Source organism: Clostridium sp. UBA5712 (genome assembly GCF_002419845.1).
In the GTDB taxonomy this organism is placed as follows: Bacteria; Bacillota; Clostridia; order Clostridiales; family Clostridiaceae; genus Clostridium_J; species Clostridium_J sulfidigenes.
The window spans coordinates 31,150-46,793 of the sequence record NZ_DIGW01000001.1 but is presented as its reverse complement, the minus strand read 5'-3'; the positions used below and the strand labels follow the sequence as shown (position 1 = coordinate 46,793).

The 15,644-nt window shown below is 29.7% G+C and carries 14 protein-coding genes; 4 read left to right on the top strand and 10 right to left on the bottom strand.

Annotated elements, in window-relative coordinates; genetic code table 11:
* Positions 1-57 precede the first annotated feature (57 nt).
* The 3 genes from B3B03_RS00220 to B3B03_RS00210 form a co-directional block, all read right to left on the bottom strand.
* Positions 58-309 (bottom strand): DUF1653 domain-containing protein, encoded by a 252-nt coding sequence (locus tag B3B03_RS00220; protein WP_035132998.1) that lies wholly within the window; start codon positions 307-309, stop codon positions 58-60.
* A 64-nt stretch (positions 310-373) separates the two neighbouring features.
* Entirely contained in the window at positions 374-736 is a 363-nt protein-coding gene (locus tag B3B03_RS00215; RefSeq protein ID WP_346848102.1) for a YccF domain-containing protein, read from the bottom strand.
* A 133-nt stretch (positions 737-869) separates the two neighbouring features.
* Positions 870-1,043 (bottom strand): hypothetical protein, encoded by a 174-nt coding sequence (locus B3B03_RS00210; RefSeq protein ID WP_346848101.1) that lies wholly within the window; start codon positions 1,041-1,043, stop codon positions 870-872.
* Between the two features lie 337 nt (positions 1,044-1,380).
* Here B3B03_RS00210 and B3B03_RS00205 point away from each other — a divergent pair, with 337 nt between their 5' ends.
* Positions 1,381-2,430, top strand: a complete 1,050-nt coding sequence (locus B3B03_RS00205; RefSeq protein WP_346876245.1) for a carbamoyl phosphate synthase small subunit — start codon at positions 1,381-1,383, stop codon at positions 2,428-2,430.
* A gap of 46 nt (positions 2,431-2,476) precedes the next feature.
* Positions 2,477-5,683 (top strand): carbamoyl-phosphate synthase large subunit, encoded by a 3,207-nt coding sequence (gene carB / locus B3B03_RS00200; RefSeq protein ID WP_346876185.1) that lies wholly within the window; start codon positions 2,477-2,479, stop codon positions 5,681-5,683.
* A gap of 94 nt (positions 5,684-5,777) precedes the next feature.
* On the opposite strand, the gene B3B03_RS00195 is transcribed toward carB, so the two are convergent.
* The 6 genes from B3B03_RS00195 to B3B03_RS00170 all read right to left on the bottom strand — a co-directional run bounded on the left by B3B03_RS00195 (position 5,778) and on the right by B3B03_RS00170 (position 11,797).
* Positions 5,778-5,969, bottom strand: a complete 192-nt coding sequence (locus B3B03_RS00195; protein ID WP_150844223.1) for a hypothetical protein — start codon at positions 5,967-5,969, stop codon at positions 5,778-5,780.
* Positions 5,970-6,152: 183 nt separating this feature from the next.
* Positions 6,153-7,187: a pyruvate kinase gene (locus B3B03_RS00190; protein ID WP_346848099.1), complete on the bottom strand. Its 1,035-nt coding sequence runs from the start codon at positions 7,185-7,187 to the stop codon at positions 6,153-6,155.
* A gap of 373 nt (positions 7,188-7,560) precedes the next feature.
* Positions 7,561-8,400, bottom strand: a complete 840-nt coding sequence (locus tag B3B03_RS00185) for a DUF975 family protein (protein ID WP_346876184.1) — start codon at positions 8,398-8,400, stop codon at positions 7,561-7,563.
* Between the two features lie 165 nt (positions 8,401-8,565).
* Positions 8,566-9,363, bottom strand: a complete 798-nt coding sequence (locus B3B03_RS00180; protein WP_346848097.1) for an XdhC family protein — start codon at positions 9,361-9,363, stop codon at positions 8,566-8,568.
* Positions 9,364-9,376: 13 nt separating this feature from the next.
* The gene (locus B3B03_RS00175; protein WP_346848096.1) at positions 9,377-10,396 is read right to left on the bottom strand and encodes a molybdopterin-binding protein; all 1,020 of its coding nucleotides are present in this window, start codon (positions 10,394-10,396) and stop codon (positions 9,377-9,379) included.
* Between the two features lie 105 nt (positions 10,397-10,501).
* The gene (locus B3B03_RS00170; protein ID WP_346876183.1) at positions 10,502-11,797 is read right to left on the bottom strand and encodes a uracil-xanthine permease family protein; all 1,296 of its coding nucleotides are present in this window, start codon (positions 11,795-11,797) and stop codon (positions 10,502-10,504) included.
* Positions 11,798-12,184: 387 nt separating this feature from the next.
* Between B3B03_RS00170 and B3B03_RS00165 the strand changes: the two genes are divergently transcribed.
* Positions 12,185-13,378, top strand: a complete 1,194-nt coding sequence (locus B3B03_RS00165; protein ID WP_346876182.1) for a PLP-dependent aminotransferase family protein — start codon at positions 12,185-12,187, stop codon at positions 13,376-13,378.
* Between the two features lie 83 nt (positions 13,379-13,461).
* Entirely contained in the window at positions 13,462-14,658 is a 1,197-nt protein-coding gene (locus B3B03_RS00160) for a pyridoxal phosphate-dependent aminotransferase (RefSeq protein ID WP_346876181.1), read from the top strand.
* Between the two features lie 104 nt (positions 14,659-14,762).
* On the opposite strand, the gene B3B03_RS00155 is transcribed toward B3B03_RS00160, so the two are convergent.
* Positions 14,763-15,626 carry a GNAT family N-acetyltransferase gene (locus tag B3B03_RS00155; RefSeq protein ID WP_346876180.1) on the bottom strand — a complete coding sequence of 288 codons (864 nt, stop codon included), beginning with the start codon at positions 15,624-15,626 and terminating at the stop codon, positions 14,763-14,765.
* Between the last annotated feature and the right edge of the window lie 18 nt (positions 15,627-15,644).

Below are 15,644 nucleotides of genomic sequence, written 5' to 3'. Positions count from 1 at the left end.
TTTAAAACATACGATTACTATTATAACATAGATTTATATTTTATACTATTCTTTACTTCAAATATTTTTACTTTCTACTATTATCTCTTGAAATCTATACCTTTGTCCTGTTGGATTAACCTTATTTTTAGGTACTTCTTCTATAAACATCTTATATGGTCTTACAAACAATCCACACTCCCCATATAATGCTCTATATAGCACCATCTTTTCTTGCGTTTCTGAATTTATTACAAAATCCTCAAGTAAATATAAATCCCCTTTGAAGTGTCTAAAAATCTTCCCCTTTAATTCTGATATATCTCTCATAACTCCTCCTATATAATTACTTTAATACTACAATAATCATAAATATAACCTATTAAATCAATTCTTATATTACATCTTTTCCAAATGGTGCTAAAGATAATTTTGCCATTTTTAATGATTGAGCAGCAAAAGGTATCCCTATTATAGTTATAGACAGTAAAAATGCACTTATTATATTGGTTATTGCAAGGAGCAAACCTCCAAATATTACCCATAATATATTCAGAAAAAATCCCATACTACTATCATTTGTTGTAATAACTTCTTTTCCGAAAGGTGCAAATTGTAGTTTAGCTAACTTAAAACACTGAATACCAACTGGTATTCCCACAATAGTTATACACCATAAAAGACCTGTTAAAAACCATTGCAACCCTGCAACTAATCCTCCAAATACAAACCAAATAATATTTCCTAAACAACTCATAATATACTCCTTAAATACTTCTAATAATTAATATAATATATAATTAATTTATATTTGCAATGGAATTTAATAAAAATTAACAAAAATAAGCTTAGATAAAATTAAATTTACCTAAGCTTATTTATAAATATTTTTATTTATCTAAATTTTCATTTACTTTCTCTAAATAATTTGTTTCACTAACAATTTTATTTTCAAAATTTTCTACGGCCCCTTTAGTATAATTACCAATAGCCTTTGAATTTAATCCTTGGAGATTATTATCATTTTTCAAACCATTATTTTTAAAATTATTGTTTTCACTCATTTGTTATCACCTCCTGAATTTATTGTTAGTAATTTTATTAGATTTATTCAACAAATATTTGCTATATACTTCATTAAAAATTATATTTTATAATAATATATTTATTTTATTATTGACATTTGAAAAATTTTTTTATAAAATCAAAAAGATAAATCTACTTTTAAGTTGGTCCAGAGAGGCCAAGAAGGGAGACAGGAATAATGGCTAGAATTATAATTATTTTAAAGAGAAACCCATAGGATAATAAATAGAGCATCTAATAATTTGCTTTGTTTGTTGTCCTTTTTGTTGTACATTAATTATTTTGATTGGAGGGTTTTTCTTGAAAACAAAAAATATTGAAGCAAAACTTATATTAGAAAACGGAATGGAATTCAAAGGTAAAGCCTTTGGATACATTGATGATACCGTTGGAGAAGTAGTATTTAATACATCTATGACTGGGTATCAGGAAACTCTTACTGATCCATCTTATTATGGTCAAATTGTAACTATGACCTATCCCTTAATTGGAAATTATGGAATTAATTTAGAGGATTTAGAATCTTCTTCTCCAAAAGTTAAGGGGTTTATTGTAAGAGAAAAATCTAATAATCCTTCAAACTTCAGATGTGAGATGGAGTTAGATGGATATCTTATAGAAAACAAGATTTTTGGACTAGAAGGTATCGATACAAGGGCCCTTACGAAAATTCTTAGAGACCATGGATCAATGAAGGGTTATATAACAACTAAAAACTTATCCTTAGAAGATATAAAGGATAAGTTGGAAAAATTCCAAAATGATGATGCTGTGTATAAAGTATCTACTGATGAAATATATGAAATACAAGGCAGTGGACCACATGTTGCCGTTATGGATTTTGGAGTTAAATCAAATATCTTGAGAAGTTTCAAAGAAAGAAATTGTAGACTAACTGTGTTTCCAGCTACCTCAAAGGCTGAAGAAATTCTTTCTACAAACCCAGATTTAATATTTCTATCTAATGGTCCTGGAGACCCTATGAAATTAGATAATATAGTTAAAGAAGTAGTAAAATTAGCAACTTCAAAACCTACTTGCGGAATTTGCCTTGGACATCAACTTTTAGCTTGGGCCTTTGGTGGAGAAACTAGTAAACTAAAGTTTGGTCATAGAGGATCTAATCACCCAGTGAAAGATATTATATCAAGTAAGGTATACATAACTAGTCAAAATCATGGCTACTATGTTTCTAAGTTACCTGTTGATATGGACATCACTCATGTCAGTGTAAATGACGGCACCTTAGAAGGTATGATGCATAAAAAATTGCCAATAGCAAGTGTACAATATCATCCAGAAGCATCACCAGGACCTAAAGAAAATAACGTTATATTTGATAGTTTTTTAAGCTTAATAAAATAAATTACATTAAGAAAGACAGTGAGCTTTCATGTAGGAGGAATAATCAATGAGTAAGAGAAATGACATAAAAAAAGTATTAATAATAGGATCTGGTCCAATAGTAATAGGACAATCTGCTGAGTTCGACTATTCTGGAACTCAAGCTTGTAGAGCACTTATGGAAGAAGGGATAGAAACCATACTAATAAACTCTAACCCTGCAACCATAATGACTGACAAGGAAGTGGCAGATAAAATATATATAGAGCCATTAACTACTGAGTTTATTGAGAAAATTATAGTAAAAGAAAAACCAGACAGCATTTTATCAGGGATGGGTGGACAAACAGGTTTAAACCTAACTATAGAACTCGCTGAAAAAGGTATATTAGATAAATATGGAGTTAAAATCATAGGAACTTCGGTAGAGTCTATAAAAAAAGGTGAAGACAGAGATTTATTTAAGGCATTAATGGAAAGAATCAACGAACCTGTTATTGAGTCAGATATAGTAAATGATGTAGATTCTGGAGTTAACTTTGCTAAAAAGATTGGTTACCCTGTAATTGTAAGACCTGCCTACACCCTTGGTGGTACTGGCGGTGGTATTGCAGATACTGAAGAAGAGCTAATTACCATATTAGAAAATGGTCTTTATCTTAGCCCTGTAAATCAAGTTCTTTTAGAAAAAAGTATTAAAGGATGGAAAGAAGTTGAATATGAAGTTATGCGTGACTCTAAAGGAAATTGCATAACCGTGTGTAATATGGAAAACATAGACCCTGTTGGTGTTCATACAGGAGATTCCATAGTTGTAGCTCCTTCTCAAACCCTTTCTGATAAAGAATATCAAATGCTTAGAACTTCAGCCTTGAGAATCATAGATGAAGTAGGAATTATTGGAGGATGTAATGTCCAGTTTGCTTTAAATCCTAATAGTTTTGAGTATGCTGTAATTGAGATAAACCCTAGAGTTTCTCGTTCTTCTGCCCTTGCATCAAAAGCTACAGGATATCCCATAGCAAAGGTAGCTGCAAAAATTGGCCTTGGATATACCCTAGATGAAATTGTAAACTCCGTTACTGGTAAAACAATGGCCTCCTTTGAGCCAGCTCTTGATTATGTAGTTGTGAAAATACCAAAATGGCCTTTTGATAAATTTAAAAATGCCAATAAATCCTTAGGAACTAAAATGATGGCAACAGGAGAAATCATGGCTATTGGATCAAATTTTGAGGCTGCCTTCCTAAAAGGAATTCGCTCCTTAGAAATAGGAAAATATGTGTTAGATCATAAGCCATCTCAGGAAAAAACTTTGTCTCAGTTAAAGAGTAGCGTAATGGTGCCAGATGATGAAAGAGTCTTTGATCTAGCTGAAATGCTTAGAAGAAAATATCTAGTTGAGAAATTATCAGAGGTTACAGGAATAGATACCTTCTTTATAAATAAAATAAAATGGATAGTAGAACAAGAAGAATTCTTAAAAACTGCTAAGTTAGAAGATTTAAATAAAGAATATTTAAATCTATTAAAGAAAAAGGGTTTTTCAGACAAAGGTATTGCAGACTTAATGGATATTAGCCCTATAGAGTTGTATACTCTTAGAAAGCTGTATAACATTATGCCAACCTATAAGATGGTAGATACTTGCGCTGGAGAGTTTGATGCCATATCACCATACTACTATTCAACCTATGAAGAATTTGACGAAGTAGTTGTATCTGATAAAAGAAAAGTAATGGTTATAGGTTCAGGTCCTATTAGAATCGGACAAGGGATTGAGTTTGATTACTGCTCTGTTCATGCTGTTGGAGCTCTTAAGAAAAAAGGCATCGAAACTATAATTGTAAATAATAACCCAGAAACTGTATCAACAGACTTTGATATATCAGATAAACTTTACTTTGAACCTCTAACTGAAGAAGATGTACTCAACATAATCAACAAGGAAAAACCTGAAGGTGTAATTCTTCAATTTGGTGGTCAAACTGCTATAAAACTATCTAAGTTTCTAAGAGAAAATGGAATTAAGATTTTAGGTACTGATGCTGATGGTATAGATAGGGCCGAAGATAGAGAAAGATTTGATGCTATGCTTGAAGATCTTGATATTAATAGACCTAAAGGAATTGCAGTATGGAACCTTGATGAAGGAATTGTTGGTGCTGAGAACCTTGGATATCCTGTACTTGTTAGACCTTCTTATGTGTTAGGTGGTCAAGGTATGGAAATCACCTATAGAGAAAAGGAGCTTAAAAAGTATTTGGAGAATTCGTTTAAAAGAGATCATAAAAATCCTGTTTTGATTGATAGATACTTAGTTGGTAGAGAGATTGAAGTGGATGCTATCTGTGATGGTAAAAGTATTTTAATTCCAGGAATTATGGAACACCTTGAAAAAGCCGGAGTCCACTCTGGAGATTCTATAAGCATATATCCTTCTCAAAATATATCTGACAAATCTAAGAATACTATCTTTGAATATACAAAGAAGATTGCTTTAGAGCTTAAAGTTCTTGGCATGATAAATATTCAGTTCATTGAGTTTGAAGGAGAAATTTTTATCATAGAGGTTAACCCTAGAGCTTCTCGTACTGTTCCATATATAAGCAAGGTTACTAATGTACCTATAGTTGAATTAGCTACTCGCGCCATGCTTGGAGAATCTCTAGAAGATATGGGATATAAGGAACAAATATGTGCTGAACCTGACTTTGTAACTGTAAAAGTACCTATATTCTCTACTGAAAAGCTTCCAAAGGTTGAAGTAAGTCTTGGACCTGAAATGAGATCCACTGGAGAAGTTCTTGGTGTAGGACATACCTTTGATGAAGCTATGATGAAGGGTTTCTTGGCTGCCAAAAGACCAATTTTAAAGTCTGGAGACAAATTACTTGCAACCATAAATAATAGTGACAAAGATGAATTCTTAATACTAGCTAAAGAAATGAACTTACTTGGCTGTAAGATAGTAGCCACAGAAGGAACTGCAAAAATGCTTCAAATTGAAGGTATAGATGCAAAAATAGTTAATAAAATTGGTGAAGGAAAACCTGATATAGTAGATTCTATCAGAAATAAATCTATAAATATGATAGTTAATACACCAACTAGAGGAAATGACTCTCAGCGCGATGGCTTTAAACTTAGAAGAACAGCTGTAGAATCAGGAGTTTCATTAATGACTTCTCTCGACACCTTAAGAGCCATGGTAACAGTAATGAAACGAGGATTGAAAGTTAAAGATTTAGATATATTTAACTTAGGAAAATAGTTTATATACATTTTCATTAATATATGTTTAAAAGCAATAGACAAAATTAAGTCTATTGCTTTTGCTCTACATTTTAAATAATTATAAGGACTTATTAATTATACATGAATAAATCAATAAATCCACCACAATCAAGTGTTTGATTAGAATCAGTTGTTGTCAATTCTCTAAAAGGACATTCTTCACATTCATTATGAGTACATTGAATTTTTGATAATTCTTCTGTTAATCTAGTAATTTCATTATATATTTCTTGTATCTTTTCCTTCTGTAAATCTTTATTCATAATAATCCCCCCTATATGCTTAGGTTAGTGTAGAGTTTTTACACTATCTATATTTAATTATATCATTGAACCCGATGTAAATATATAGAATTTATTCCTAAAATATAACTAAACTAGACTAAATAGTTAATTAATTCTAAAATGAAGATGGATATAAATTTTATATCCATCTTCATTTTTTTCTTAACTAAGATAACTATATTTATCTATAAATTCTTTAGTAAATCTTATAACATGGAGAGGATTTTTACCTATCCCAACTTCTCCAGCTAGCATAATTCCATCAACCTTATTTTTTATAAAATTATATAAATCATCTAATTCAGGAATTTTAGGTTTTCGGGCACTTCTCATAGAATCTAACACATAGGTTGCGATTATAAGCTCCTTTTTTTCAGATTTCATCTTTCCTATTATTTCATCCTGTACAAAAGGAATTTCCATTATGTCCAATTCCGAGAATAAATCTCCCCTACCTAGCATAATTCCATCAACAGATTTTAAAATAGAATCAAAATTAAGAATTCCTTCTTTACACTCTATTTTTGCCCAAATTTTAGGCATAATAATTTGAGGATTATATTTCTTTACTTTTTTTATATATTCCTTTAATTCTAGAATATCAGATTCTCTCGTAACATAGGAAAGACATATTATATCCACACCACTTAATAGGCCAAATTCAATATCCTTCTTATCCTTTATGGTTAACGTCATACCCAACCTATCCATTCCCGGAGCATTTAACCCCTTCTCACCTCTAACCATGCCACCTAAAACGACTTCTGCCTTTATTGCCTCTTTATCCTTAAGCTTTCCTACAACATTAAATTCCATTGTTCCATCCTTCATAAGAATTTTTTTGCATTTAGAAAGCCATGTAAATTGTCCTTGAAAAGAAATTGGAATTAATGTATTCTTTCCACTATGTCTAAGATTTTCTTTAAAAAATTCTTCACTACAAAAATATACGGTTTCTCCAAAGTTAACCCTTAATTGGCCATTAAACAAATTAGATACTCTAATTTTATTGCCTTGTAAATCTTGAATAATAGAAATATCAGGATAATTCTCCTTCATATACTTAATTTGTTTTTTAGCTGTATCATTTTCTATATGAGAAAAATTCAATCTCATTGAATTCATTCCTGCATTTACAAACTTATCTAAATCATTTAAGGTCTTAACATTAGGACCTATTGAACATACTATCTTCATTTCATCACCTAATCATTTATTTATATTTATATTTATATTTATCCAATACATAGCTAATTAATATATTTTATCTTTAATGTACTCTATTATAAATCTATCATCTTTATTCATAACAAACAATAGCATTTATATACAATCTTAAATCTTGAAGTAATATTTTTTTAATTTAGGCTTTAGTTTATTAATTTCCAATTAGACTTAATAATAAAAATCCAAAGAATTCCTTTGGATTTAAGTTGATATACATCTTCTTTAATTATGATATAAACATTTATATATAAACCTAGTTAAAATTTAATTTACGCTAAATACTAAGTTATTATATAAGTAATCTCATTCATAGACAACTTATATAGATATATAACACATATTGTTAATTTAATGGATTAATTTCATTATATATAGGTTTATTATTGTATCCAGATATTTCATTAAAGAAATTCAAAAATGTTGTATTCATATATGGGGTTAACCATAGAAAGCTAATTCCTATAATTAACGGTAATATAGTAATGAGTATTTCATTAAATGAAAAAACTGCAATTATAGCTACAACTACACCTGGTACAATACATAAAATCACCCAACCTAAAAAGCTAAGGTATAGTACAAATAAACTCCATACATTCCCTTTCATTAATTTAAAACTTTCTTTTATACACTGAATTACACCCTTACTATTATCTTCACATACTAAAATCACTGCTGGGAACAAATATAAACCCAAAATAATTATTGGTATACATAAAACTAACGTAACCAGAACAATCATTGTTGTCATGCCTTCAAAAGATGGAATAGAATTACCTGATAAAGAACCCATAAATATCTGGTTACTATAATGAATTGCTATAAACCCTACAACTATACCAATAATAATTATTATTGGTATGTACATTAATACTATTAAAAGCTGTATACCCATACCTTTTCCCCAAGTCTTACCTGAGATAAGTATATCAGAAAATTTAACTTTCTTATCCCTAGAAATTTTAAGATAAAATGAATTACTCATAATTGCTATACTTAAGCTTACTATTATGCTTATAACTGTTATCAGAAGTGATGGTCCTATAGCATCTTTAAAAGTCTCAGAACCAAGACTTATACTTCCTTGAATTACAAAGATTATTAGTGTTATTAAGACCGGTATCTTCCACTGCCCCCTTAATTGATCTTTAGATTTATTTTTTAAAGCTTTTCGATTTACCATTGTTTTCCCCCTTAGAACTCCCTTTTATTTATATATTAATAAAATACAATATTATCTATCATACTTTACTTTTTAGAAAGAAAATCAACCCTTATATAATTAAAATATTATGAACATATTGATTATATTACAATAATTCAAGATAAATTTTTATCTCTCTATATATTATTGTAATTTTTTATGGGCTAGTTTTCCATTATTTACAACTAATGAAATTTCTGCCATTATAGATAATGCTATATCTTCTGGTCTTTCACCACCTAAATCTATACCAATAGGTGCATATACTTTATTCAACAAATCTTTGTTAAATCCTTCATCTAATAATTTATATATAGTTTTTTTTATCTTAACTTTACTTCCTATCATACCAATATAATTTGCTTCAGTATCTATAATAGTTTTTAAAGCTTCATAGTCATGGAAATGTCCCCTAGTTATAATTACTATACTGCATTGATTATTTATAGGATATTTTTTTAAATTTTCTTTAATATCTCCTAGTAAAAGCTCATCAGCTAATTTAAATCTTTCCCAATTACAATATTCTTCCCTATCCTCAAAAACTACAATATCATATCCTAATACATTAGCTATAAAATGTAGTGGCAATGCAATATGTCCCCCACCAACTATAAGAAGTTTACGCTTAGGCATTAATACTTTTATATATACTTCAATGTTTCCTCCACAAACCATATTAAGCTCTTTATTAGCTTCATTCAAACTATATTCATATCTACCACTCCTTTGTGTTTCTATAGCCTCTATACTAGATTTTATAATTTCATCTTCAACTGCACCTCCACCTATAGTACCAATTACAGTACCATCTCTTAGAACTCCCATTATGGTACCTTCTCCCCTAGGTGAAGATCCACAAGCCTTAGTAATTATAGAAAGAGCTACAAAATTCCCATTCTTCACTTGCTCATTCACTTCTTCAAGTAAAGTAATACTCATATAAAATACCTCCCTATTTCCCAAATGGACAAATTGGATAATGACATATATTACATTTTAAGCAAAGCCCTCCGTGAGATAACTCATTTATTTCTCTTTTACTAATTTTATCCTTTGCCATTATCCTAGGAAGTAAAACATCAAATACAGTTATTTTAGAGAACATTCCACAAGCTGGAATCCCCACATAAGTTATATCATCACTATATGCTAACATAAACATAGCTCCTGGTATTACTGGAGATCCATAGGTAATTATCTCTGAAGCTACTTTTTCAATAGCTACAGGTGTTAAATCATCTGCATCTACTGACATTCCCCCACTGCATATTATTAAACTGCATCCTCTAGACTTAAATATCTCTATAGCATTAGTTGTTTTTTCTAAGTCATCTGGAACAAATATGACATCTTCAACAATAGCTTTGTAATTACTAACCTTTTCCTTAAGTATTGGAGCAAATTTATCAGTAATGATGCCTTCATAAATTTCCGTACCAGTAATAACGATTCCTACCTTCTGAACTTTAAAAGGTATTATGTCTATAATCCCTGATACATTTCTTAATATATCCTTAACTTGATTGATATATCTTTTTTCTACAACTAACGGTGTTACTTTTGTAGCAGAAACAATTGTATCCTTTTCTACAACAGTATTATTGTGTAATGTACTTACTACAATGTCTTTAATATAATTAATTTCATATAACAAACTAGTGTTAATTTTCAAAAGCCCATCCCGAGCAGCTAAAATATTTACTTTTCCCTCACTAGGTGATTTAATGTAGGTATTTTCTCCTCCAATTGCTTGTCCTAACTCTAAAGCTGCTTGGTCTTCATGAAGCATTTCTGAATTCATTTCAATAATATAAACGTGATTTTTCCCTATAAACTTCAACTCTTCTATATCTTTTACTTCTATTATATGTCCTTTTTTAAAAGCAGCACCCTTGAATTCCCCCGGTACGATCTTAGTTAAATCGTGGGCCACCACCATCCCAATAGCATCTTCAACTTTAACTTTTTTCATTGTCACACCCCCATGTTATATTTTATTATATTATATCATCAGATGTAAAAAAATACCACCTAATACATAATCTTTGTATTAAGTGGTATTTCAATGAATGCATAGTTAAGCTACATATTCATTTCTATTTTCTTCTTTTTCACTTTTAAAATTTAAAATCATATTTAGTATAACCCCTACAAGAGCTGCTAAGCTTACGCCTGTTATTTTAACAGATGCACCAACTGGAATTCCAATTGATATACCAGTGTATTTTTCTAAATTAGTAGTACCAAGACCAATTATTATTATAGTAGCTATTACTACAATGTTTTTCCAATCAAAAGTTACATCTCCATTTTTAATAGTTTTAAATCCTATTAATGAAATCATTCCAAATAACATGATACTAATACCACCCATAACAGCACTAGGGATAGATAATAGTAATCCTCCTAATTTAGCTACGAAACCTAGGATTATAGCAAATATTGCTGTAATTCTTATTATTGATGGATCATAGTTCTTTGTTAATGCTAAAACTCCAGTATTCTCTCCATAAGTTGTATTTGCTGGTCCTCCAATAAATGAAGAAAACATAGTTGCAAGTCCATCTCCTAATAGAGTTCTATTAAGACCGGGATCTTCAATGAAGTTTTTGCCCACTACTTGTCCGTTTGTAGTAATATCACCAACGTGCTCCATTAATACTGCTAACACTACTGGTGCAATTACGAGTATAGATGCTATATCAAATTTAGGCAGTGTGAAGCTAGGTACCGCTATATATGCCGATTTAGATATTATGCTAGTATCTACTATATTAAAAATCAATGAAAGTATATACCCTGATGATACTGCAATAAGTATAGCTAACTGTTTTGAAAAACCTTTTCCAAATAAGTTAATGGATAATGCTATAACTAAAGTTATCCCTGCTATAATAAAATTTTCACTAGCCATTCCTATAGCTGTAGGTACAAGGTTTAATCCTATAACTATTATCATAGGTCCTACCACTTGGGCTGGAAGGAGTCTTTTTATAGTGGTTACACCAATTTTCTTAACAAGAAATGAAATTATTACATAAATAAATCCTGCAACTAACAATCCGCCTTGTGCATACGCTAAATCTCCACCATTTAATTCTCCTGCAGCTATTATTACTGGTATAAATGCGAAGGAAGAACCAAGGAATACTGGAACTTTTCCTTTTGTACAAAGGTGAAATATCAAAGTACCACATCCTGCTGCAACAAGAGCAACTGAAGGGTCAAGTCCTGTAAGTACAGGTACTAGAACCGTTGCACCAAACATAGCAATTAAATGCTGCATAGCAAGTACCATTCTTTTAGTCTCTTCCTTAATAGATCTCTTTGCCAATGTTTCTTCTGCTTCTTTTTTTAATGTTATTTCTGACATATAAAGCCTCCTTAATATTTTTAATATTAGGAGAAATTTCTTTCTCCCCTTTCAGTATCTCAGTACTGATTAAAAGGTATATAAATAAAAAAACTTCTTACTTTCGCAAGAAGTTATATACATAAATATAGTGTGCCCTGTAATTATATCTACCTTCTTGCCAGCCTCTCTGGACTGATTTAAAGAAATATTTAATTATTTAATTTATTCTTTAAGTTATTATACTACTTCTTCACTCAAATAACAAGTATTTTTAAGATTTATTTTATTACTCTTTCCACTATATTAAAATATCTTGAAAAAACATGCAAATAAGTTATAATAAAATCATGGTACATAAGATGAATAGTATAATTAATTTTAAAACATAATTATGGGGGTGTATATATGAATATACGTTATGCGAATAGGACTTCAAATTTAAAAGCGTCTGAAATAAGAGAACTTTTGAAATTGACTGAAAAGCCAGAAATCATTTCTTTTGCAGGTGGATTACCAGCACCTGAATTATTTCCTTTAGATAAACTAAACGAAATAGCATCAAAGGTTATAAAAGAAAAAGGCCAAATAGCTCTACAATATGCTTCTACTGATGGTTACATGCCTTTGAGAGAAATAATTGTAAAAGAAAGAATAGCGCCTACAGGAGTAAAATGCGATACTTCAAATGTTATGCTAACTAATGGTTCTCAGCAAGGTTTAGAGTTTTCTGCAAAGCTTTTCATAAATGAAGGAGACACTATTGCATGTGAAAGTCCAAGCTATCTCGGCGCTTTAAATGCATTTATGGCTTATGGTCCTAAATTCTTAGAAATACCAATGGATGAAAATGGTATGATTGTAGAGGAATTAGAAAAAGCATTAGAAAACGAAAACCACAATATAAAAATGATTTATACTATTCCAGATTTTCAAAATCCAAGTGGAATTACAATGAATATCGAAAGAAGAAAACGCTTATCTGAACTAGCTGCTAAGTATGAAATACCTTTAATTGAAGATAGTCCCTATGGGGAATTAAGATTTGAGGGAGAAAGTCTTCCTTCAATTAAATCCTTTGATAAAGCTGGTTATGTAATTAATCTAGGTACTTTCTCTAAAACTTTCTGTCCCGGACTAAGACTTGGATGGATATTAGCAGAAGAAGAAATAATTAAAAAGTATATTTTAATTAAGCAAGGCGCAGACTTACAATGTAATACTTTTGCTCAAGTTATTGCAGGAGAATACATGGAAATTTACAGTTTAGATGATCATATAAAGAGCATAATTGAAGTTTATAGAGCTAGACGTGACTTAATGATAGATAGCATGAAAAAATATTTCCCTGAAGACGTTAAATACACTTACCCTTCAGGAGGGTTGTTTACTTGGGTTGAATTAAGAAAAGATTTAGATTCTGCTTCTATTATGGAAGATGCTCTAAAAGAGAATGTAGCCTATGTACCTGGTGCTTCTTTCTTCCCTAATGGTGGAAAGAAAAACTTCTTTAGATTAAATTACTCTAATATGCCAGAAGATAAAATCGTAGAAGGAATAAAAAGATTAGGTAAAGTTCTTCATAAATATTATACAAAATAGAAACAATATGTAATGTATACTAGTACAATAATGAAAATAAATAAACTTAAATATTTATTCATATTATTTTAGGAGGAGTTAAAATGGAATTTTCAAAAAGAATACTGGCTATGGGATATTCACCGATTAGAAAACTAGCACCATATGGAGCTGAAGCTGCACGTAAAGGAGTAAAAATATATCATCTAAATATTGGTCAACCTGATATCGAAACTCCAAAGGAATTCATGGAAGGAATTAATAACTATAAAGATGATGTACTTAAATATGCTCAATCTCAAGGAATAGATGAAGCAATTAATAGTTTTATTAAATACTATAAAGAATGGGATATAGATTTCGAATCAAATGAAATTCTTATTACTAATGGAGGTTCTGAAGCTATTTCTTTAGCATTAACAGCAATTTGTGATGTAGACGATGAAGTAATTATACCAGAGCCTTTCTATACTAATTATGCAGGATTTGCACAAGGTGCTGGCGTAAAAGTAGTACCTTTTATAACTAAAGCTGAAGAAGGCTTTCATCTACCAGCAAAGGGGGTTATAACATCTAAAATAACTCCTAAAACTAGAGCAATCATGGTTTCTAACCCTGGAAATCCAACTGGAGTTGTTTACACTGAAAATGAAATAAGAATGCTTGCTGATATATGTAAAGAGAATAACCTATTCCTTATTGCAGATGAAGTATACAGAGAATTTGTTTATGATGGACTAAAATACACTTCTGCTCTTTATATGGAAGATATTAAAGATAGAGTAATTTTAATAGATAGTATATCTAAGCGCTATAGCGCATGTGGTGCAAGAATTGGTTTAGTAGCTTCTAAGAATAAAGAACTTATAAGTCAAATTATGAAAATGTGTCAAGTTAGACTATGTGTTCCAACTATAGAACAACTAGCAGCAGCAAATTTAATCAATACTCCTAAAGAATACTTTATTAATGTTAAAAAAGAATATGAATCAAGAAGAAACATTCTGTTTGAAAAGCTTTCAAAAATGCCAGGTGTTATATGTAAAAAACCTACTGGAGCATTTTATATAGTAGCAAAGCTTCCAATAAAAAGTGGTGAGGATTTTGCAAAATGGTTACTTACAGACTATAACTATAATAATAAAACTGTTATGGTTGCACCTGCAGAAGGTTTCTATGCAACAGAGGGTCTTGGTATGGATGAAATAAGATTATCTTATTGTTTAAATACTGAAGCTCTAGCTGATGCAATGGACATATTAGAAAGAGCTTTAGCTGAATATGTAAAAATTGAAAAATAGTAATCAAAAAAGAAATTAAGTTTCATGACTTAATTTCTTTTTTATTATATTTGTTCTTAATAATTATAAAGTATAGTGCTATATTTACTACATTAATTATTATATTAAAATGAATCTATATTATCTTTCTTATACTCATGATAAGTATCTATTGTTTTAAACCCTTCACCTATATATAAGTTTACAGCTTCTATATTTTTTTTATCGCATTTAAGATATATTTTACTATTACCAAGATCATGAGCTATATTTACTATATATTTTAATAGCTTCTTTCCATAACCTTTGCCTCTATATTCCGGTAAAATTCCAAAGTTAGCTATATAAATTTTTGAATCTTTTTTTATTAATTGTCCATAACCTACATTGACCCCTTTATGTTTAATAAAAATACATCCTTCTGGAATATAATAATTTTGATATTTTTCATATATAATATCCTCTTTATTTATAGACTGTCTATTAGCTGAATCAAAAACTTTATTCTGAATTAAACACCTATATTTTTCATCTTTACCTTCTTTAAAGGTTTCAAAAGAAATATTTTCATCATTATTCTGTTCTTCATAGGAATTTATATCTCTTTCCATTTCAATAATAGCTCTTTCTACACTAAATCCTAGTTTAATCAATAAAGTTGTATTCAAGTTATTATTTTCACTGATTATAATTGAATTACAACTATTGAAAAACTTAAAAACTTCTTTATAATACTCAAAAGTACTATATTCTGGAATAAACTTTATACAGTGTATTTTATATACTTGATATTGAAGTTTACTATACCATAAAAACCCTATATATTTTTGTTGAGATTTTATATACTTGATGTTTTTTCCCAAAAGGAGTTTTTTAAATATATTCTTATTTGTACAAATCTCTATGAGTTCTTCTTTATACTCATTAGTAATATCAAACTCATTTATAAAATTTAAATTTGAATTATTTAATGTTTCTAATTTATACATAAATCCATCTACCTCATA